This window comes from Pseudomonas congelans, from assembly GCF_900103225.1.
Classification (GTDB): Bacteria; Pseudomonadota; Gammaproteobacteria; order Pseudomonadales; family Pseudomonadaceae; genus Aquipseudomonas; species Aquipseudomonas congelans.
In genome coordinates, this window is the sequence record NZ_FNJH01000007.1 from 13,428 (window position 1) to 34,241 (window position 20,814).

Consider the following 20,814-nt stretch of genomic DNA (forward strand, 5'->3'; position numbering starts at 1 on the left):
GAAAAATGAACGTCCGCTACTTAAAACCTGAAATGCCCTGTGCCTGCAATTGCTGGCTCAGTGCCTGTACCTGTGGGTCCTGAAAAAAAGCCCTGAGCCTGGCTGCACGACCAGGACCGATGCCTGGCTCTGCTTGCCATTGCTCAACGCTGCGGTCAGCCAGCTCGTGCCAGTTGTCGGGCAGTCTGGCGTCTCCCGTAGGCGGCAGTCCGATGGCCTTGAGCCATGTCTGAAACGGCCGTTCGCGTGCGGAGTGCAGGCTGTCGAGCAGTTTAGCGCTACTGCGTTCAGCGAAGCCGGGAATGTTAACAAGCTCAGCATGATTCAGGGTCATCCAATCGAGTAAGCCCATGATTTGGCCGTTCTCGATAAGCGTGTTCCAGGTCCCCGGACCAATGCCGGGCAGTGCCAGGCCCTTCTTGCCACTGAGCCATGCCAGTCTGGCGCGGAACTGGCTTTCACAGCCCGGTGTGGCTTGCCAGCAGCTCAGCTCGTGAAAGTCGGCGGCTCGTGGAATGATCATGTCAGCTCGTTCGGCAGCACGGGACACCACGCCATCGAGTCGTGGAATCGTCAGCCCGGCCAGGCTCACGGCGATCTGATCGCCAGGCCTGATATCCAGTGTCTGCCAGCGCTGCAGCGATCCCGTGCTGATGCGGCTGACGGTACGGTCGTCAAGGCGTACCGGGGTCAGCTCCAGCACCGGCGTAATCCTGCCACTGCGGCCGATCTTGAAGTTGACCTTGCGCACTTCTGCGAGCGCCTGGGCGTAGGGATGTTTCCAGGCGACGATCCAGTAAGGCGCACTGGCCTGCCAGCGCTGCGCAGGCGGACGTTGACCCTGGCGCATGATCACGCCATCTGTGGCGAACGGCAGAGGATTGCGATACCAGTGCTCGCGCCATCGTGCGGCCTGGGCATAGTTTTCCAGTGAATGCGTATAGGCCGTGCTGTCTTCAAAGCCAATGGCTTGCAGGCCTGCGAGTCGTTGCGTCATATCGGCCGGCCCGTTCGGCCAGTCCCAGACGAACACCCCGATGGCGTCGGCCTGTTGCGGGCTGATCGTCTGCCGCGCCAGCAACCCCGCGACCTTGCTGCGCGCGTTGACGCTGCCGGATGCGGCCTGAATGTGGTCGTCCAGCCGCCAGTACAGCTCGCCTTGCAGTATGGGGGATTCACTCTGGGGCAGTTGTTGAGGAATGGCCTTGATCAGTCGCGCCTGAGACGTCCAGTCCTGGCCGTTGCGCCCGTCACCACGACTGATCGCCTGCACAAGCTGGCCTTTTTCATAGATCAGCGTGACGGCTACGCCATCGACCTTGGGTTGTATCCACAGATCGTTGCGGCCCTTGAGCCAGTCCTTGACGCTGCCTTCGTCGGCCAGCTTGTTGACGCCGGTGTGCGGAACGGGATGAGGCAGCGGGCCAACTGCTGTCTTTAGCGGATTGGATTCGGGGGTGGAAACGGCAAAGCACGAGCGCCACAGGCTCAGCTTCTGCCGCGCCTGATCGTAGAGCTCGTCCGGGATTTGCGAAATGCCCTGCCCGTGGTAGCTGTCATCCCACGCGGCAATCTGCTGTTGCAAGGTGGTGACCTCGCTGCGCGCCTTGGCTGCAGGCCAGTCAGGGCATTGGCTGGCATGGCCGGGGGTGGGTAGAAGAAACACAAGAGCACACGTCATCAGGCGAACGGTGGGCAGCATCGAAGCATCCTTGCTTTAGGAATGGGCCCGATGAGGCTAGTCGTTGTCGTGTGGTGAAGGGGTAGGGCTTGGTTACCGGATTTTGCGATTGCGCAGGTCGGCATGTCCACGCAGAGTGCTCAGTGGCTGCACCGGCTTCTTCGTGAGCAAGCACACACGCCCTTCGGGCAGAAGCGCAGAGCATCGGGCACGATAGTTGAGGTTATCGTTCCTCACGCTCCAGCGTGGGAACGCAGTTCTCGATGCTCTGCGTCGTCAAGAGGACGCGGAGCGTCCAGAAAGGCATACGACGCAGAGCGCCGCACGATAGTCGCGACTGCACCTGCCCCTTCGTGAGCAAGCTCACACGCCCTTCGGGCAGAAGCGCAGAGCATCGGGCACGATAGTTGAGGTTATCGTTCCTCACGCTCCAGCGTGGGAACGCAGTTCTCGACGCTCTGCGTCGTCAAGAGGACGCGAAGCGTCCAGAAAGGCATACGACGCAGAGCGCCGCACGATAGTCGCGACTGCACCTGCCCCTTCGTGAGCAAGAGTTGTGTATAAAAATGAGCGCGGAGCCTGGGCACGATAGTGTTCTCCCGCCTGGCTCTCGTTCCTCACGCTCCAGCGTGGGAATGCCTTGGGTGACGCTCTGCGTCACAAGCCTGCGGCGCGCCGCATTTTCTTGATCGGCTCGGAGCGTCCATATCTCCAGACGAAAAAAAGCCCCGAAACGACCATGTCGTCCGGGGCTTTTTTCTGGGTTTTTACAGGCCGGCAGCGGCGCGCAGGGCGTCGGCGCGGTCGGTTTTTTCCCAGGTGAAGGCGGTGAAGGTGTCATCGCCAACGGTCATTTCGACCGGGATACGACCGAAGTGGCCATAGGCCGCAGTGGCCTGGTACATCGGGTGCAGCAGGTCGAGCATGGTGGTGATTGCGTAAGGACGCAGGTCGAAGTTGTCGCGGACCAGCTTGATGATCTTGTCATCGGACAGCTTGCCGGTGCCGAACGTGTTCAGCGAGATCGAAGTCGGTTGAGCGACGCCGATGGCGTAGGACACCTGGATTTCGCAACGCTCGGCCAGGCCGGCAGCGACGATGTTCTTGGCAACGTAACGACCGGCGTAGGCGGCCGAACGGTCAACCTTCGATGGGTCCTTACCGGAGAAAGCACCGCCACCGTGACGGGCCATGCCGCCGTAGGTGTCGACAATGATCTTGCGGCCGGTCAGACCGCAGTCGCCTACCGGGCCACCGATGATGAAGTTGCCGGTCGGGTTGATGTGGAACTGGGTGTCCTTGTGCAGCAGGTGCGCCGGGATGACGTGCTTGACGATCAGCTCCATCACGCCTTCGCGCAGGTCCTTGTACGACACATCCGGGTTGTGCTGGGTCGACAGTACGATGGCGTCGACGCCGACGACCTTGCCGTTTTCGTAACGGCAGGTGACCTGGGATTTTGCATCCGGGCGCAACCACGGCAGCAGGCCGGATTTACGCGCTTCGGCCTGACGCTGCACCAGCTGGTGGGAGAAGGTGATCGGCGCAGGCATCAGCACGTCGGTCTCGTTGCTGGCATAGCCGAACATCAGGCCCTGGTCGCCAGCGCCCTGATCTTCAGGCTTGCTGCGGTCAACGCCCTGGGCGATATCTACCGACTGCTTGCCGATGATATTCATCACGCCGCAGGTCGCGCCGTCGAAACCGACGTCGGAGCTGTTGTAGCCGATGTCGAGGATGACGTTACGCACGATGTCTTCCAGATCGACCCAGGCCGAAGTCGACACTTCGCCAGCGATGATCGCCACACCGGTCTTGACCAGTGTTTCGCACGCTACACGGGCGTATTTGTCTTCAGCGATGATGGCGTCCAGAACCGCGTCGGAAATCTGGTCGGCGATCTTGTCCGGATGCCCTTCGGACACGGACTCGGAGGTGAAAAGTGAGTATTCGCTCATCTCTACGGGTTTCCTTCATTTTACCGATGGTGAGTGTCGCCAGCCGGTCGCTGAAAATGGCGAACCTGGATCTGGAAACCATTACGTAAGCCTACATAGAGGCTTTCCCCGGGAACTAGCCCCGCAGCGATGGCCCAACGGGCCAGGTCTTCCTGCTCGAAACCTAACCAGAGATCGCCACAGGCCTCCCTGGCCCAACTCTGGTCATGACTACACAATTCTGTTACCAGCAGGCTACCGCCGGGTTTTACATGTTCGGCCAGTTGCCTCAAGGCTTCGGCCGGTACTGCGAAATGATGCAGCACCATGTTGAGGACGACGCACTCGGCACTGACTTTAGCGTCGGTCAGTGCATCGGCCAGCCTCAGCTCAACGTTAGCCAGCGCCTTGCGCTCGCAGACGCCGCGCGCCAGGTCCAGCATCACCGGGCTGTTGTCCATCGCGATGACCTGAGCGAAGCGTCGCGCCAGCTCAGGAAGGAAGCCACCGTCACCGGGGCCTACTTCCAGAGCGGTTGCCTGCGCACCGAAGCTCAGTTTGTCGAGCAATGTCAGCAGGCTTTCGCTGTACTGCGCCAAACCGGCGATCAGGTCTTGCTGGGCGCGAAACTTTTCTGCGGTACGGGCGAAAAAATCTTGACTGGCCAATGCTCGTTGCCGATGCACCAGGCCGATACGGCTCTGCACGTCGTCCGGCAAGTCCAGCGTATCCACTTCATCGAGCAGCGCCGCATGCAGCCTGCCACCTGGCAATTCGGTATGGGGCAGGGCACGTCGGTAGAAAATCGCGTTGCCTTCACGCCGTGTCGCCACCAGATCAGCCTGCGCCAGCACCTTGAGGTGATGGCTCATGCCGGACTGGCCGATGGCGAAAATCTGCGCCAGTTCCAGTACGCCGAACGAGTCGTTGGTCAGCACACGCAGCACGTTCAGCCGCAAGGGATCGCCGCCGGCCTTGCACAATGCAGAGAGGTCGTCGCATGCATCGTGGCGAATGGCAGGTACACGCAGGTTCATAGCTGCGCAGTCTAGAGAGCGATCCGGAGTGTCGCAAGGGCAATATCAAAAAGTTTTGATATTGCTGGATGGATGGCGCCGGTCAGGGGTTGTGAACTTGTCGTGCAGACGGATGATCCAGTCTTTGCGTGGCAAATAATGTCCGCAACCCCGGAAAAAAGCCTATGGTCGTCTATCTGTGATTGCCCCCGGCCTGTCCGTGAGGGAAAATGGTCTTCTTTTTCTCAATCCTATTTCTTAATTCCCAGGAGATCAGCGATGCCAAGCCGTCGTGAGCGTGCCAACGCTATTCGTGCCCTCAGCATGGATGCCGTGCAAAAAGCCAACAGCGGCCATCCGGGTGCCCCCATGGGCATGGCGGATATCGCCGAGGTTCTTTGGCGCGATTATCTGAAACACAACCCGGCAAACCCTTCGTTCGCCGACCGTGACCGTTTCATCATGTCCAACGGCCACGGCTCGATGCTGGTCTATTCGTTGCTGCACCTGACCGGCTACGACCTGTCCATCGACGACCTGAAGAACTTCCGTCAATTGCACAGCCGTACACCGGGTCACCCTGAATACGGTTACACGCCTGGCGTCGAGACCACCACCGGTCCGCTGGGTCAGGGCTTTGCCAACGCCGTCGGTTTCGCTGCTGCCGAGAAGACGCTCGCCGCGCAGTTCAACCGTCCAGGCCATTCCATCGTCGATCACCATACCTACGTATTTATGGGTGATGGCTGCATGATGGAAGGTATTTCCCACGAGGCGGCCTCGCTGGCCGGTACGTTGCAGCTGAACAAGCTGATCGCGTTCTACGATGACAACGGCATCTCCATCGATGGCGAAGTGGAAGGCTGGTTTACCGACGATACGCCGAAGCGTTTCGAGTCCTACGGCTGGTTGGTGATCCGCAATGTCGACGGTCATGACCCTGAAGAAATCAAGACGGCTATCGAGACCGCTCGCAAGAGCGATCAGCCGACGCTGATCTGCTGCAAGACCACCATCGGCTTCGGTTCGCCGAACAAGCAGGGCAAGGAGGAGTCCCACGGTGCGCCGCTGGGTGCTGACGAAATCGCCCTGACCCGTGCTGCGCTGAACTGGAACCACGGTCCTTTCGAAATTCCCGCTGATATCTATGCCGAGTGGAACGCGAAGGAAAAAGGCCTGGCTGCCGAAGCCGAGTGGGACCAGCGCTTTGCTGCCTACTCCGCCGCTTTCCCGGAGCTGGCCAATGACTTCATTCGTCGCATGAGCGGGCAACTGCCTGCTGATTTCGCCGAGAAATCAGCGGCTTATGTCGCCGAAGTCAACGCCAAGGGCGAAACCATCGCCAGCCGCAAGGCCAGCCAGAACGCGCTGGGTGCATTGGGCCCGTTGCTGCCTGAAATTCTGGGTGGTTCGGCTGACCTTGCCGGGTCCAACCTGACCATCTGGAAAGGCTGCAAGAGCATCACCGGCGAAGACCCTAACGGCAACTACCTGCATTACGGTGTTCGCGAGTTCGGCATGGGCGCCATGATGAATGGCATCGCCCTGCACGGCGGTTTCGTGCCTTACGGCGCAACCTTTCTGATCTTCATGGAATACGCTCGCAATGCGGTGCGTATGGCCTCGTTGATGAAGAAGCGCGTGATCTACGTATTCACCCACGACTCCATCGGTCTGGGCGAAGACGGCCCGACTCACCAGCCTATCGAGCAGTTGACCAGCCTGCGTACCACGCCAAACCTGGATACCTGGCGTCCTGCAGATGCGGTGGAGTCGGCCGTGGCCTGGAAACACGCTATCGAGCGTGATGATGGTCCGTCGGCACTGATCTTCTCCCGTCAGAACCTGACTCATCAGGCGCGTGACGAGAAGCAACTGTCCTACATCGCGCGTGGCGGCTACGTACTGCGTGATTGCGCGGCCGAGCCTGAGCTGATCCTGATCGCGACCGGTTCGGAAGTCGGTCTGGCTGTGCAAGCATACGACAAGCTGACCGAGCAGGGCCGCAACGTGCGCGTGGTGTCCATGCCATGCACCAGCATCTTTGAAGCTCAGGATGCTGCGTACAAGCAGGCGGTGCTGCCGTTGCAAGTCAGTGCGCGTATTGCCATCGAAGCGGCTCACGCCGACTACTGGTACAAATACGTCGGCCTGGAAGGGCGCGTGATCGGCATGACCACCTTCGGCGAGTCGGCCCCTGCGCCGGCGCTGTTCGAAGAGTTCGGGTTCACGCTGGAAAACGTCCTGAGCACTGCTGAAGAGCTGCTGGAAGACTGATCAGCTTAATGGTTGGTAGTTGATTTTGTGGGAGCGACCGGGGCGGCGATCCGCCTTGCTCGCTCCCACAGGTTTTATCGTTTACGCAATCAGATCCATCCCCTGGCGAAAATTTCATGCCCCAGCCCCGCCCTTACAAAGTTGCTCTGAACGGCTACGGCCGTATTGGTCGTTGCGTCGTTCGCGCACTGTGCGAGCGGGGGGCCAAGGCCGGGTTTGAAGTGGTTGCCATCAATGATCTGGCCGACATGGCCAGTCTCGAATACCTCACGCGCTTTGACTCCACACACGGCCGGTTCCCCGGCGAAGTGCGGGTCGAAGGGCAATACCTGCACATCAATGACCACCGGATCAAGGTGCTGCGCAGTGCCACGCCGGAAGGCATCGACTGGGCCGGTCTGGAAGTCGATCTGGTGCTTGAGTGCTCCGGTGTCTACAACACTCGCGAAGACGGCCAGCGCTTTCTGGACGCCGGTGCGCCGCGGGTCCTGTTTTCCCAGCCGATGGCCAGTGAGCGCGATGTCGATGCCACCGTGGTGTTCGGCATCAACCAGCACAAGCTGACCGGCCGCGAATTGCTGGTCTCCGCCGCGTCGTGTACCACCAACTGCAGTGTGCCGCTGCTGCGCTTGCTGGATCAGGCCATCGGCCTGGAATACATGACCATTACCACCATCCACTCGGCGATGAATGATCAACCGGTGATCGACGCTTATCACCACGAGGATCTGCGCCGTACCCGCTCGGCGTTCCAGTCGATCATTCCGGTGTCCACCGGTCTGGCGCGAGGAATCGAACGGCTGCTTCCGGAACTTGCCGGCCGAATTCAGGCCAAAGCTGTTCGCGTGCCGACCGTGAATGTGTCGTGTCTGGACATTACGTTGCAGATGTCGAGAGACACCGATGCCGTGGAGATCAACCGTATCCTGCGTGAGGCCGCCACCAGCGGCCCGCTCAAGGGGCTGCTGGCCTACACTGAATTGCCGCACGCCAGTTGCGATTTCAACCATGACCCGCATTCGGCCATTGTCGATGCGAGTCAGACCCGCGTTTCCGGACCCCGGCTGGTCAATCTGCTGGCCTGGTTCGACAACGAGTGGGGCTTTGCCAATCGAATGCTCGACGTCGCCGATCACTTTCTGCGCGTCGCTGACCAATAACAGTAAAAAAACAGGAATGCTCATGACCGTCTTGAAGATGACCGACCTCGATCTGCAAGGTAAACGTGTACTGATCCGCGAAGACCTCAACGTTCCGGTAAAGGACGGCGTGGTCAGCAGTGATGCACGTATCCTTGCCTCGCTGCCGACCATCAGGCTGGCGTTGGAAAAGGGCGCGGCCGTCATGGTCTGCTCGCACCTTGGCCGCCCGACAGAGGGTGAGTTTTCTGCCGAGAACAGCCTCAAGCCGGTTGCCGACTACCTGAGCAAGGCGCTGGGTCGTGACGTTCCGCTGGTTGCCGATTACCTGGAAGGCGTTGACGTGAAGGCGGGTGATGTCGTCCTGTTCGAGAACGTTCGCTTCAACAAGGGCGAGAAAAAGAACGCCGACGAGCTGGCACAGAAATATGCAGCGCTGTGCGACGTGTTCGTGATGGATGCCTTTGGCACCGCTCACCGTGCCGAGGGCTCCACTCACGGCGTAGCCAAATTCGCCAAGGTGGCCGCAGCAGGTCCGTTGCTGGCTGCCGAGCTCGAAGCACTGGGCAAGGCCCTGGGCGCCCCGGCTCAGCCGATGACTGCCATTGTTGCCGGCTCCAAGGTCTCCACCAAGCTGGACGTACTCAACAGCCTGAGCGGCATCTGCAATCAGTTGATCGTCGGCGGCGGCATTGCCAACACCTTCCTGGCTGCAGCCGGTCACAAGGTCGGCAAATCGCTGTACGAACCTGATCTGCTCGACACCGCGCGCGCCATCGCCGCCAAGGTCAGCGTGCCATTGCCGACGGACGTGGTGGTTGCCAAGGAGTTCGCCGAGAGCGCTGCCGCCACCGTCAAGCTGATCGCTGACGTCGCCGATGACGACATGATTCTCGATATTGGCCCGCAAACTGCTGCGCATTTCGCCGAATTATTGAAATCTTCCGGGACTATCCTGTGGAACGGTCCGGTCGGCGTGTTTGAGTTCGATCAGTTCGGTGAAGGCACCAAAACGCTGGCCAAGGCCATCGCTGAAAGCCATGCGTTCTCCATCGCGGGCGGTGGTGACACGCTGGCGGCCATCGACAAGTATGGTGTTGCGCAACAGATTTCCTACATTTCGACCGGTGGCGGTGCGTTCCTCGAGTTCGTGGAAGGCAAGGTTCTGCCAGCGGTGGAAGTGCTCGAACAACGCGCCAAGGCTTGAGTGAAAGCCTTGGACAAGGAGTGGTCAATGGTCAGGGCGTTACCGTGGTTTCTCATCGCAGGTTTGCTGGCCGGTTGCGCAGGCAAGCCTGCGGCTGAAGAGGTGGAGAGCGACTCCCCGACCCAACCGCTCCAGTTAAGCTGCTATCAGGCGGGCTGGCAGGCAGAGACGGTGCCGGTGATCTACAAGCGCGGCGGTCCGGAGGTGTGGGATCGTTACGAATTCATGCCACGGACAGGCAATGTAGGGTGTCTGTGAGCCAGGTCGGAAACCCGTTGGCAACATTGACGGGCTTCAGCGGTCTTTAAAGGGTGGATATTTTTCCGGGAAAGGAGTTTCGCCATGAAGATCGCTGCCCTGGCTCTGATGAGCTGCATTGTACTGGCTGGTTGTACCGGTTCTGGCTCGCGTGCCAAGACCTGTCAGATATTCAGCCCGGCCGACGTGAATGTGCCGACGACTGAAAACAGTCAACGGGTCGAGGCACATGTCACCGGTGAGCCGGCCGATGACCGAAAACAGGAACAGAACTGCCCCTGACAGTTGAAACGAACGGCACATGCCGCGTTTCGCAGGGCAGCCAGGAGACGTAATGAAAGGCGTGATTGCCCTCGGGGTTTTGGCAGTGCTTGGCGGTTGTTCGAGCATGGGTTCATCGCAGCAGAATGACCCCTGGACTCGCTGGGTATGCGACAGCAAGGCAGAGGTTAACTGGCGCTACATCGACTCGGCCAAAAAGGAAGTCGATGTTCGTCTGAATCAGAGCGATCAGGTGTTCAGGCTCAAGGCTGAACCCGGCGCTGCCAGCGGTACGTTGTACAGCAACAATGTGTTGGCATTCGTCAATAAGGGTAGCGAGGGCCTGATCTACTGGGACGCTACCAACGATCTGATCGGTCGCGGCTGCAAGGCCAGATAAGTCGGATCTCGGGCACACACGCGCAGCCTAGCGGCTGAGCTTATAACTTGAATGGCAGCCGCCACTACGGCAGGCTTGCTCGACTAACGACCCTACCGGGAGAGAAACAGACAATGGCACTTATCAGCATGCGCCAGATGTTGGACCACGCGGCCGAATTCGGCTACGGCGTTCCAGCCTTCAACGTAAATAACCTGGAACAGATGCGCGCCATTATGGAAGCGGCCGACAAGACCGACTCCCCGGTGATCGTTCAGGCCTCTGCCGGTGCCCGCAAATACGCCGGTGCGCCGTTTCTGCGTCACTTGATCCTTGCAGCGATTGAAGAGTTTCCACATATCCCGGTGGTCATGCACCAGGACCACGGCACCAGCCCTGATATCTGCCAGCGCTCGATCCAGCTGGGCTTCAGCTCGGTCATGATGGACGGCTCGCTGCGTGAAGACGGCAAGTCCCCAGCCGATTACGACTACAACGTCGACGTTACCCGTCGTGTTGTGTCCTTCGCTCACGCCTGTGGCGTTTCCGTGGAAGGCGAGCTGGGCGTGCTGGGTTCGCTGGAAACCGGCATGGCCGGTGAAGAAGACGGCGTGGGTGCGGAAGGCGTTCTGGATCACAGCCAGATGCTGACCGACCCGGAAGAAGCCGCTGACTTCGTCAAGCGCACTCAGGTCGATGCCCTGGCCATCGCCATCGGCACCAGCCACGGCGCTTACAAGTTCACCAAGCCGCCTACCGGCGACATCCTGGCGATCGAGCGTATCAAAGAGATCCACAAGCGCATCCCGAACACTCACCTGGTGATGCACGGCTCTTCGTCCGTTCCACAGGAGTGGCTGAAGATCATCAACGAGTTCGGCGGCGACATCAAAGAAACCTACGGCGTGCCGGTCGAAGAAATCGTTGAAGGCATCAAGCACGGCGTGCGCAAGGTCAACATCGACACCGACCTGCGCCTGGCTTCGACCGGTGCCATCCGCGAATTCATGGCGAAAAACCCGAGCGAGTTCGACCCGCGCAAATACCTGGCCAAGACTGTCGTGGCCATGCGCGACGTATGTATCGCCCGTTATGAAGCGTTCGGCACCGCTGGCAACGCCTCGAAGATCAAACCGATCTCCCTGGACGCCATGTTCGAACGCTACGCGCGTGGCGAACTGGATGCCAAGGTCAACTGAGTTGACTGAGCATTGAAGAAACCCGCAGAAATGCGGGTTTTTTTATGTCTGGTCAAAAGTGTTTGTGTGGCAGATGAATGTGACGCTGAGCGCTGGGGCGTGCGGAACGACAATCCCAATTATCGTGCGACGCTCTGCGTCGCATGCCGTTCTGGACGCTCTGCGTCCGCTCTTGAAGCGCTTAGACGCTCTTCATCAGCCCCGCACACGCCGCCTTGTATGCTTCGTGCTGGTACTTGTTCAGGGTGTCGGGCAGGGCGAAGGTGTGCTTCTTGTTCTGCGCGTTGATGGTTTGCGGCGAGATCAGTACCACGTTGCAATCGGACATCAGTTGAAAGATGGTTTCGATCTTGAAGGTGGTCGGGCCGCCAGCGAATTCGCCTTTCTTGCTGCGTTTCTTGATGGCGATATGGCTGACGCCGTTTTCGCGCACGAAGCCGGCGAGTTGCGTAGCGAAAGCCTTGACGTTGGCAGGCTCTTCATCGTCCTCCAGCGCAATCTTTTTCGTGGCCAGCGGCAGGTGGGCAAGGCCGCTGCTCTGCCGTGTGGCGAGGGCGAAGATGGCTTCGCTTCCTTTGATTTCTACACCGCAAATAATCATGAGAAAACCTGATGAGCTCGTTCATATAAAGAGGCAGGTTATCTCATCGTAGACGTTATTCCTGAGCTATCGACTCCAGATACTCCGAGCGCTCGTCACTCATGCGCGCAATGCAGTCGTTTTCACTGATGGTGAAGGCCTTGCTGCCTGCTGCAGAAGGGAAGACTTCAACCGCGCAGTCGGCGTCACGCAGTTTCTCCCAGGCTTGCTGGGCGGTCTTGAGTTTGCTGGTAAAGTCATTGAACTGGGTCTTGTTGGCGACGAACTGGGACTGAACGCGCTTGAGCAGGTTGTCGAAGTTCTCCTTGAGCAGCTGTTCGGCAGTGGTGCGGCTGTAAGTCGAGCATTCCAGGGTCTGCTTGTCGTCCTCGACACCGTCGCAGGGTGACGCGTCCGGGTTCTGAGCGGCATGTACCGCTGTCACAGCCGTTGTCATAAGGGCCAGGGTCAGCAAAAACGTTTTCATCGAGTCGCTCCGATCCATTGATAGGCTCGATTCTGTCTCAAGCGCGAGACATTGAACAGGTTTACGACATCGCACGACGACCCGCCGTCCCCCTTTGTCGCATCTTGACGCTTTCGGCAAACCCCCTGTCGTTTTTGCACCCGGCTCCCCTGACCCTCCGGCATATGCTGACCCCATTAGCGCCGACAGCCGATTCGGTGCACCGGAATCAAAAAAGGGGACAGCCTGATGAGCCCAGCCGAATTACACGCCGACAGCATCGTTATTGACGGGCTGATCATCGCCAAGTGGAACCGCGAGCTGTTTGAGGACATGCGCAAGGGCGGCCTGACCATGGCCAACTGCACCGTGTCGGTGTGGGAGGGCTTTCAGGCGACCATCAACAGCATCTGCACCAGCCAGAAACTGATGCGTGAAAACAGCGACCTGGTCATGCCCGTGCATACCACTGCCGACATCCGCAAGGCCAAGGAACTGGGCAAGACCGGCATCCTGTTCGGCTTCCAGAACGCGCATGCCTATGAAGACCAGATCGGTTATGTCGAGATCTTCAAGAAGCTCGGCGTCGGCATCGTGCAGATGTGCTACAACACCCAGAATCTGGTGGGCACCGGCTGCTACGAGCGCGACGGCGGGCTGTCGGGTTTTGGTCGTGAGATCGTCGCTGAAATGAACCGTGTCGGGGTGATGTGCGACCTGTCCCACGTCGGCTCGAAAACCTCGGAAGAAGTCATTCTCGAGTCGAAAAAGCCGGTCTGCTATTCCCACTGCCTGCCGTCCGGCCTCAAGGAGCACCCGCGCAACAAGTCCGACGCCGAGCTGAAGTTCATCGCCGACCATGGCGGGTTTGTCGGTGTAACCATGTTCGCGCCGTTCCTGGCCAAGGGCATCGAGTCGACCATCGACGATTACGCCGAAGCCATCGAGTACGTAATGAACATCGTCGGCGAAGACGCCATCGGCATTGGTACTGACTTCACCCAGGGCCACGGCCAGGAGTTTTTCGAGTACCTGACCCACGACAAGGGTTACGCCCGCCGTCTGACCAACTTCGGCAAGATCATCAACCCGCTGGGCATCCGCACCGTCGGGGAGTTTCCCAATCTGACTGAAACGCTGCTCAAGCGCGGTCACTCCGAACGCGTGGTGCGCAAGATCATGGGCGAGAACTGGGTCAACGTTCTGGCCGACGTCTGGGGCGAGTAAACCGCCCGCCATACCTCATCGAATTGAACCCCACGGCCCTTCAGGCGGTGGGTGCAGCCCGAATCATCTGGAGTTTGACCGCCATGGCTAAAATCGCCCCGCAACTGCCCATCGAAGTCGACAGCGAAACCGGCGTCTGGACCTCCGATGCATTGCCGATGCTCTACGTGCCCCGGCACTTTTTCGTCAATAACCACATGGGCATCGAGGAAGTGCTGGGTGCCGACGCCTACGCCGACATCCTCTACAAGGCGGGTTACAAATCCGCCTGGCACTGGTGCGAGAAGGAAGCCCAATGCCATGGCCTGGAGGGCGTTGCGGTGTTCGAGCACTACATGAAGCGCCTGTCGCAGCGTGGCTGGGGCCTGTTCAAGATCCAGGATATCGACATCGAGAAAGGCACTGCCAGCGTGAAACTGGAGCACTCCTGTTTCGTGTACGTCTACGGCAAGGTCGGGCGCAAGGTCGATTACATGTTCACCGGCTGGTTCGCCGGGGCCATGGACCAGATCCTCGCAGCCTGCGGCAGCTCCGTGCGTACGGTTGCCGAGCAGGTTTACGGTGGTTCCGAAGAAGGTCATGACGACGGCCTGTTTGTCGTCAAGCCGCTGTAAATCGAGGATCGGGTTATGGCTTTCGAAGCGATGTTCCAGCCGATCCAGATCGGCAAGCTCACCATCCGCAATCGCGTGCTGAGCACTGCGCACGCCGAGGTCTACGCCACCGACGGCGGCATGACCACGGATCGTTACGTGAAGTACTACGAGGAGAAAGCCAAGGGCGGCATCGGTCTGGCCATTTGTGGCGGCTCTTCAAGCGTGGCCATCGACAGCCCGCAAAGCTGGTGGAAGTCAGTCAACCTGGCGACCGACAGAATCATCCCGCACTTCCAGAACCTCGCCGACGCCATGCACAAGCATGGCGCCAAGATCATGATCCAGATTACCCACATGGGCCGTCGCTCGCGCTGGGACGGCGATCACTGGCCGACCCTGCTGTCGCCGTCTGGCATTCGCGAGCCGGTACACCGGGCAACCTGCAAAACCATCGAGCCGGAAGAAATCTGGCGGGTGATCGGCAACTACGCCAGCGCTGCGGCGCGTGCCAAGGCCGGTGGCCTGGATGGCGTCGAGTTGTCGGCGGTGCATCAGCACATGATTGACCAGTTCTGGAGCCCGCGCGTCAACAAGCGTACCGATGAATGGGGCGGCAGTTTCGAGAACCGCATGCGCTTCGGTCTGGAAGTGATCAAGGCGGTGCGCAAGGAAGTCGGCCCCGACTTCTGTGTGGGGCTGCGCATCTGTGGCGACGAGTTTCATCCCGATGGCCTCAGCCACGAAGACATGAAACAGATCGCCAAGTATTACGACGACACCGGCATGATCGATTTCATCGGCGTGGTGGGCTCGGGGTGTGACACCCACAACACCCTGGCCAACGTCATTCCGAACATGAGTTATCCACCGGAGCCGTTCCTGCACCTGGCGGCCGGCATCAAGGAAGTGGTCAAGGCCCCGGTGCTGCACGCGCAGAACATCAAGGACCCGAACCAGGCAACGCGAATTCTGGAAGGCGGTTATGTCGACATGGTCGGCATGACCCGCGCGCACATTGCCGATCCGCACCTGATCGCCAAGATCAAGATGGGCCAGATCGATCAGATCAAGCAGTGCGTCGGTGCCAACTACTGCATCGATCGCCAGTATCAGGGCCTGGATGTGCTGTGCATCCAGAATGCCGCCACGTCCCGCGAATACATGGGCGTGCCGCACATCATCGAGAAGTCGACCGGGCCAAGGCGCAAGGTCGTGGTGGTCGGTGCCGGTCCTGCCGGGATGGAGGCCGCGCGGGTCTCTGCAGAGCGTGGGCATGACGTGACCCTGTTCGAGAAGAAGGACTTCATCGGCGGGCAGATCACCACCGCATCGAAGGCACCGCAGCGCGACCAGATTGCCGGCATTACCCGCTGGTTCCAGCTGGAGCTGGCGCGCCTGAAAGTCGATTTGCGTCTGGGGACCGCGGCGGACGCGGCAACCATCCTCGACCTGCGCCCGGACATCGTGGTGCTGGCGGTCGGCGGTCATCCGTTTCTGGAGCAGAACGAACACTGGGGCGCGGCGGAAGGCCTGGTGGTCAGCAGTTGGGATGTGCTGGATGGCAAGGTTGCGCCGGGCAAGAACGTGCTGGTCTACGACACCATCTGCGAGTTCACCGGCATGTCGGTGGCCGACTTCCTGGCCGACAAGGGCTGCCAGGTCGAAATCGTCACCGATGACATCAAGCCGGGCGTGGCGATTGGCGGAACCTCGTTCCCGACCTACTACCGCAGCATGTACCCCAAGGAAGTGATCATGACCGGCGACATGATGCTGGAAAAGGTCTATCGCGAGGGCGACAAGCTGGTGGCGGTGCTGGAGAACGAATACACCGGCGCCAAGGAAGAGCGGGTCGTCGATCAGGTGGTGGTGGAAAACGGCGTGCGTCCTGACGAAGCGATCTACTACGCGCTCAAGGAAGGCTCGCGCAACAAGGGCCAGATTGATATCGACGCGCTGTTCGCCATTCAGCCGCAGCCTTCATTGAGCCAGCCGGGTGACGGTTACCTGCTGTTTCGTATCGGCGATTGCGTGGCGCAGCGTAATACCCACGCGGCGATCTATGACGGCTTGCGGCTGTGCAAGGACTTTTAAGGCTCGCCTGTCTTTGATTCTGGCCGCAGGCCGTGGGAGCGAACTCGTTCGCGAATGCGATAGATCAGTCGACATACAGGTTGTCTGATCCACAGTTTTTGCGAACCAGCGAAGCGTCACCCGGACTGCAAGACCGCTTGGTACCTGGAGCTTCAGATGCTAGACACCCTTCTTCCGATCCTGCTGTTCAGCGCCCTGGCCCTTGCGGCGCTGGGCGCCTGGCGGCGGGTGACCCTGTGGCGCAACGGTCGGTCCTCGAAAGTCGATTTGCTGGGTGGGCTGCTGGCCATGCCCAAGCGTTACATGGTCGATCTGCATCATGTGGTCGCGCGTGACAAATACATCGCCAACACCCATGTGGCCACAGCGGGCGGCGCGGTGGCCTCGATTGTGCTGGCGATTCTGGTGCACGGTTTCGGCCTGCACAATCGCCTGCTTGGCTATGCGCTGCTGTTGATGACGGCGGTGATGTTTATCGGCGCAGTGTTTGTCTATCGTCGTCGGCTCAATCCGCCTGCGCGTCTGTCGAAAGGGCCGTGGATGCGTCTGCCGAAAAGCCTCATGGCGTTTTCCGCGAGCTTTTTTCTGGTCACGTTGCCGGTTGCCGGCATTCTTCCCGAGCACTTCGGCGGCTGGGTGCTGGTGGTCGTTCTTGGGTTGGGTGTGCTGTGGGGCGTGAGCGAGCTGTTTTTCGGCATGACCTGGGGCGGGCCGATGAAGCATGCCTTCGCCGGGGCGCTGCACCTGGCCTGGCATCGCCGGGCCGAGCGTTTTGGTGGCGGGCGCTCCACGGGGCTGAAGCCGTTGGACCTGAACGATCGATCCGCGCCGCTGGGTGTGGAGAAACCCCAGGACTTCACCTGGAATCAACTGCTGGGCTTCGACGCTTGCGTGCAGTGCGGCAAGTGCGAGGCTGCCTGCCCGGCGTTTGCGGCAGGCCAGCCACTCAACCCCAAAAAGCTGATTCAGGACATGGTGGTCGGCCTTGCCGGTGGCACCGATGCAAAATTTGCGGGCAGTCCGTATCCATCGCTGGACGGTAAAGGCAAGCCGCTGGGCGAGCATGGCGGCAATCCGCATCAGCCCATCGTCAACGGGCTGGTGGACGCCGAGACGCTGTGGTCCTGCACCACCTGCCGGGCCTGCGTCGAAGAGTGCCCGATGATGATCGAACACGTCGATGCCATTGTCGACATGCGCCGTCACCTGACTCTCGAAAAGGGCGCTACCCCGAACAAGGGCGCCGAAGTGCTGGACAACCTGATCGCCACCGATAACCCCGGCGGGTTTGCGCCGGGCGGGCGAATGAACTGGGCGGCCGATCTGAACCTGACGCTGCTCAGCGAGAAAAAAACGGTGGATGTGCTGTTCTGGGTCGGAGATGGCGCGTTCGATATGCGCAATCAACGTACCTTGCGCGCGTTCGTCAAAGTCCTCAAGGCGGCCGGGGTGGATTTCGCCGTGCTGGGCCTCGAAGAACGCGACAGCGGTGATGTGGCCCGGCGGCTGGGTGATGAAGCGACCTTCCAGACGCTCGCCCGCCGCAACATTCAGACCCTGTCCCAGTACAGTTTCCAACGCATCGTGACCTGCGACCCGCACAGCTTTCATGTGCTGAAAAACGAATATGGCGCATTTGGCGGCGACTATCAGGTGCAGCACCACAGCACATTCATGGCCGAGCTGGTACGTAACGGGGCCCTGAATCTGGGCAAGCACAAAGGCGCCAGCGTGACCTATCACGACCCGTGTTACCTGGGCCGTTACAACGGCGAATATGAGGCGCCGCGTGAAGTGCTGCGTGCGCTGGGGATCGAGATCAGAGAAATGCAGCGCTCGGGCTTCCGTTCCCGCTGCTGCGGTGGCGGCGGTGGCGCGCCGATCACTGACATTCCCGGCAGACAGCGGATTCCCGACATGCGCATGGACGACATCCGTGAAACGGCTGCCGAGCTGGTCGCGGTAGGTTGTCCACAGTGCACAGCCATGCTCGAAGGCGTTGTCGAACCGCGGCCGCTGATCAAAGACATTGCCGAACTGGTGGCCGATGCACTGATTGAGGAAGTTATCCCCAGCACGCCAGCGCCTGCCAAACGTGAACCCGCGGAGGTGCTCTGATGAGTGACATTATCCGTCGTGATCCACGCGCCGAGTGGATTGCCCGCAATCGACTGCACCCACTGCATGCGGCCATGCAGCCTGCGCAGAGCAGCTGGATGGGGCCGAATGGCCTGATGCGCAAGAATGTGCACGGTGTGGGCTTCATGGGTCCCAACGGTATCAAGCGTATCGACCGCAGCGGCGCGCAGCAGGGCGGCGCGGTCAAGCGTTCGGCCACTGCCGACGTGCAGCTGCCGCTGCATACCGTGGCCGAGCCAGCGTTCTATATCATCGTGGTGCCCGATATGGTCGGCGGCCGCCTGAGCAGCCATGACCGTGACTTGCTGGGCCTGGCGCGTCAGTTGGCCGGGGCCGAAGGTGCTGTGCTGGCGGTGGTGTTCGGCGAACACAAGGAAGCTGCATTCGACACCGCTGGCGTTGATCGGCTGTTGCTTATCGACGGTGCCGGGTTCGATGGTTATTCACCGGAACAACGCGTGCAGGGTTTGCGAGCTGTGGATAACCAGTTCAACCCGCGCCATTGGCTGTTGCCGGACAGCCGCAGCGGCGGTGGCGAACTGGGAAGACGTTTTGCCGCCAGCATCGGCGAGCGACCCGCAACGCGGGTCTGGCAGGTCAAGGACCTATTGTGCATAAGTCGGGCAGGAGCCGGCCGCGAAGACCTGGTTCGGCCTCTGGCGCGCTTGATTCTGGCCGCTGCGGAGTGCGCCGAACCGGTTAGCGAAACCCGTCACGAGGTATTGCCGGTCGAGTTGTCCACAGGCGTGGCGCGCAGCCTGCCGCGTATCGAGGATCTGGGGGCGGTAGCCGTCGATCCCGCAGTTATCCCCATGGCTGAAGCCGAATTCATTCTGTCTGGCGGCAATGGTGTCAAAGACTGGGACCTGTTTCATCAGGCCGCTTCGGCACTCGGGGCCACCGAGGGGGCGTCGCGGGTCGCAGTGGACGACGGTTTCATGGGCCGCGAGCGGCAGGTAGGCGCGAGTGGCACCTGGGTTACCGCAAGGGTGTATGTTGCCGTCGGTATTTCCGGGGCCATCCAGCACCTGCAGGGCATCGGTGCCTGCGACAAGGTCATTGCGATCAATCAGGACGCGGGCTGCGACATGGTCAAGCGCGCTGATCTATCGGTCATCGGCGAGAGCGCCGAAGTGCTCACGGCGCTGATCGCCGCAGTGCAAACCTGGCGTAGCGGAGGTAAACGCGATGCAGCCTGACGTGTCTGTGGGTAAGCATGCGGTACATATCATCAGTCTGGTGTCCATCGGGGCGCACCCGACATCAGGCCGTGCGCGCCGCGCCGAACAGGATGCGCGGGCCGTCGAGCTTGGCTTGCAGCTGGCTGGGGATAACTTGCAGGTACTGCACGCCGGCAATGCCGAAGAACCCGCGCTGCGCGCTTACCTTGGCATGGGGCTCAGCGAGCTGCATGTGCTGGAGCAACCCGAAGGCGCCGATGCGCTGGTCGCTCTGACCGACTACCTCCGGGATTCTGCCGCACAGGTGGTGTTGGCCGGCAGCCAGGCTGAAACCGGTGAAGGGTCGGGCATGCTGCCCTTTCTGCTGGCTGAAAGGCTGGGCTGGCCACTGGTGACCGGTCTGGCTGAAGTCGAGTCGCTGAACAACGGTACCGCACTGGTCCTGCAGGCTCTGCCCCGCGGCCAGCGTCGTCGTCTGAAGGTTCGTCTGCCGTTTCTCGCCACGGTGGATAACGCGGCTCCCAAACCCCGGCAGAGCGCGTTCGGGCCCGCACAGCGTGGCACGCTAAGCATTGACGATGTTGAGATGCAGGTGGATGAGGTGCTTGCCGAGGGGGCGCTGCAATCGGCCAGGGTCCGCCCGAAACGTCTGAAAGTCATCAAGGCCAAAAGTGGCGCAGACCGCATGAAGGCTGCGACCGCCAAGGCGAGCGGCGGTGGCGGAAAAATCCTCAAAGGCTTGAGCCCGGAAGAGGGGGCTGAGGCAATCCTCAAGTTGCTCATTGAGGAAGGGGTGGTCAGATGATTCGAATCGTCCAGGCCCGAGGCAACTTACGCACAAAGTCTGTGTGCCCGTCTGTGGATAACATGTTCGCTGCTGGCTGAAGCCCTTGTAGTGCGGTGCCTGTAGAGTTGTGTTTAAAAAATGATCAGGTAACCGACGGTTTTTACAGGACTTTTGCTGTGGACAAACAGTTCACAGGCGTCCGTGTGTTTTCGGGTTTGCCCACATTCTCTGTTGGTTGCTCTGTGGACAAGTTGTTCGTGATCGTCTGTAAGCCTTACATGTAAAGGTCTGTAGGGTTTTGTACGAAAAACAACCAATCGTTGGTCGCACACACTGGTTATCCTTTCGATAGCGTTGCGAGACGCACGTTCTTACGGTTTTCCACAGCAA

18 protein-coding genes are annotated in these 20,814 nt (G+C 60.2%); 13 read left to right on the forward strand and 5 right to left on the reverse strand.

The annotated features are described in order from the left end of the window. Positions 1 to 16: 16 nt before the first annotated feature. The 3 genes from ligB to BLR20_RS20685 form a co-directional block, all read right to left on the reverse strand. Entirely contained in the window at positions 17 to 1,702 is a 1,686-nt protein-coding gene (gene ligB / locus BLR20_RS20670) for an NAD-dependent DNA ligase LigB (protein ID WP_074595021.1), read from the reverse strand. A 746-nt stretch (positions 1,703 to 2,448) separates the two neighbouring features. Then, on the reverse strand, positions 2,449 to 3,639 hold the full coding sequence (metK, locus tag BLR20_RS20680; protein WP_003372639.1) for a methionine adenosyltransferase: 1,191 nt from the start codon (positions 3,637 to 3,639) through the stop codon (positions 2,449 to 2,451). 20 nt (positions 3,640 to 3,659) lie between these two features. Continuing rightward, complete coding sequence (locus BLR20_RS20685) at positions 3,660 to 4,655, reverse strand: ArsR/SmtB family transcription factor (RefSeq protein ID WP_032612363.1); 996 nt, start codon at positions 4,653 to 4,655, stop codon at positions 3,660 to 3,662. Between the two features lie 258 nt (positions 4,656 to 4,913). Here BLR20_RS20685 and tkt point away from each other — a divergent pair, with 258 nt between their 5' ends. The 7 genes from tkt (at position 4,914) to fba (ending at position 11,354) form a co-directional block, all read left to right on the forward strand. Then, positions 4,914 to 6,911, forward strand: a complete 1,998-nt coding sequence (gene tkt, locus BLR20_RS20690) for a transketolase (protein ID WP_010432328.1) — start codon at positions 4,914 to 4,916, stop codon at positions 6,909 to 6,911. A gap of 116 nt (positions 6,912 to 7,027) precedes the next feature. After that, positions 7,028 to 8,071 (forward strand): erythrose-4-phosphate dehydrogenase, encoded by a 1,044-nt coding sequence (epd, locus tag BLR20_RS20695; protein WP_010432325.1) that lies wholly within the window; start codon positions 7,028 to 7,030, stop codon positions 8,069 to 8,071. Between the two features lie 22 nt (positions 8,072 to 8,093). Then, the gene (locus tag BLR20_RS20700; protein ID WP_054992460.1) at positions 8,094 to 9,257 is read left to right on the forward strand and encodes a phosphoglycerate kinase; all 1,164 of its coding nucleotides are present in this window, start codon (positions 8,094 to 8,096) and stop codon (positions 9,255 to 9,257) included. Between the two features lie 27 nt (positions 9,258 to 9,284). Beyond that, entirely contained in the window at positions 9,285 to 9,515 is a 231-nt protein-coding gene (locus BLR20_RS20705; protein WP_010432320.1) for a putative periplasmic lipoprotein, read from the forward strand. 84 nt (positions 9,516 to 9,599) lie between these two features. Then, positions 9,600 to 9,797, forward strand: coding sequence for a hypothetical protein (locus BLR20_RS20710; RefSeq protein WP_003405172.1), 198 nt, complete (start codon positions 9,600 to 9,602; stop codon positions 9,795 to 9,797). 52 nt (positions 9,798 to 9,849) lie between these two features. Beyond that, entirely contained in the window at positions 9,850 to 10,176 is a 327-nt protein-coding gene (locus BLR20_RS20715) for an MliC family protein (RefSeq protein ID WP_010432314.1), read from the forward strand. 113 nt (positions 10,177 to 10,289) lie between these two features. Beyond that, positions 10,290 to 11,354, forward strand: a complete 1,065-nt coding sequence (gene fba / locus BLR20_RS20720; protein ID WP_003372623.1) for a class II fructose-bisphosphate aldolase — start codon at positions 10,290 to 10,292, stop codon at positions 11,352 to 11,354. A gap of 181 nt (positions 11,355 to 11,535) precedes the next feature. Here the strand turns inward: fba and BLR20_RS20725 are convergent, their stop codons facing one another. Continuing rightward, on the reverse strand, positions 11,536 to 11,955 hold the full coding sequence (locus tag BLR20_RS20725) for a DUF3010 family protein (RefSeq protein ID WP_054992461.1): 420 nt from the start codon (positions 11,953 to 11,955) through the stop codon (positions 11,536 to 11,538). Between the two features lie 55 nt (positions 11,956 to 12,010). Then, a complete protein-coding gene (locus tag BLR20_RS20730) occupies positions 12,011 to 12,421 on the reverse strand; it encodes a lysozyme inhibitor LprI family protein (protein WP_054992487.1) in 411 nt (136 codons plus the stop codon). Between the two features lie 228 nt (positions 12,422 to 12,649). Here BLR20_RS20730 and BLR20_RS20735 point away from each other — a divergent pair, with 228 nt between their 5' ends. From BLR20_RS20735 to etfB, 6 genes are all read left to right on the forward strand, one after another. Next, positions 12,650 to 13,627, forward strand: coding sequence for a dipeptidase (locus BLR20_RS20735; protein WP_003372603.1), 978 nt, complete (start codon positions 12,650 to 12,652; stop codon positions 13,625 to 13,627). Between the two features lie 83 nt (positions 13,628 to 13,710). Continuing rightward, on the forward strand, positions 13,711 to 14,241 hold the full coding sequence (locus tag BLR20_RS20740) for a DUF5943 domain-containing protein (RefSeq protein ID WP_054992462.1): 531 nt from the start codon (positions 13,711 to 13,713) through the stop codon (positions 14,239 to 14,241). 15 nt (positions 14,242 to 14,256) lie between these two features. Next, positions 14,257 to 16,317, forward strand: coding sequence for a dimethylglycine demethylation protein DgcA (gene dgcA / locus BLR20_RS20745; protein WP_054992463.1), 2,061 nt, complete (start codon positions 14,257 to 14,259; stop codon positions 16,315 to 16,317). Between the two features lie 156 nt (positions 16,318 to 16,473). Continuing rightward, positions 16,474 to 18,435: a dimethylglycine demethylation protein DgcB gene (gene dgcB, locus BLR20_RS20750; protein ID WP_054992464.1), complete on the forward strand. Its 1,962-nt coding sequence runs from the start codon at positions 16,474 to 16,476 to the stop codon at positions 18,433 to 18,435. Beyond that, entirely contained in the window at positions 18,435 to 19,655 is a 1,221-nt protein-coding gene (gene etfA / locus BLR20_RS20755; protein WP_054992465.1) for an electron transfer flavoprotein subunit alpha, read from the forward strand. The genes dgcB and etfA overlap by 1 nt, the downstream gene beginning before the upstream one ends. Further along, a complete protein-coding gene (gene etfB, locus BLR20_RS20760) occupies positions 19,645 to 20,442 on the forward strand; it encodes an electron transfer flavoprotein subunit beta (protein WP_054992466.1) in 798 nt (265 codons plus the stop codon). Before etfA ends, etfB begins: the two co-directional genes overlap by 11 nt. Positions 20,443 to 20,814 lie beyond the last annotated feature (372 nt).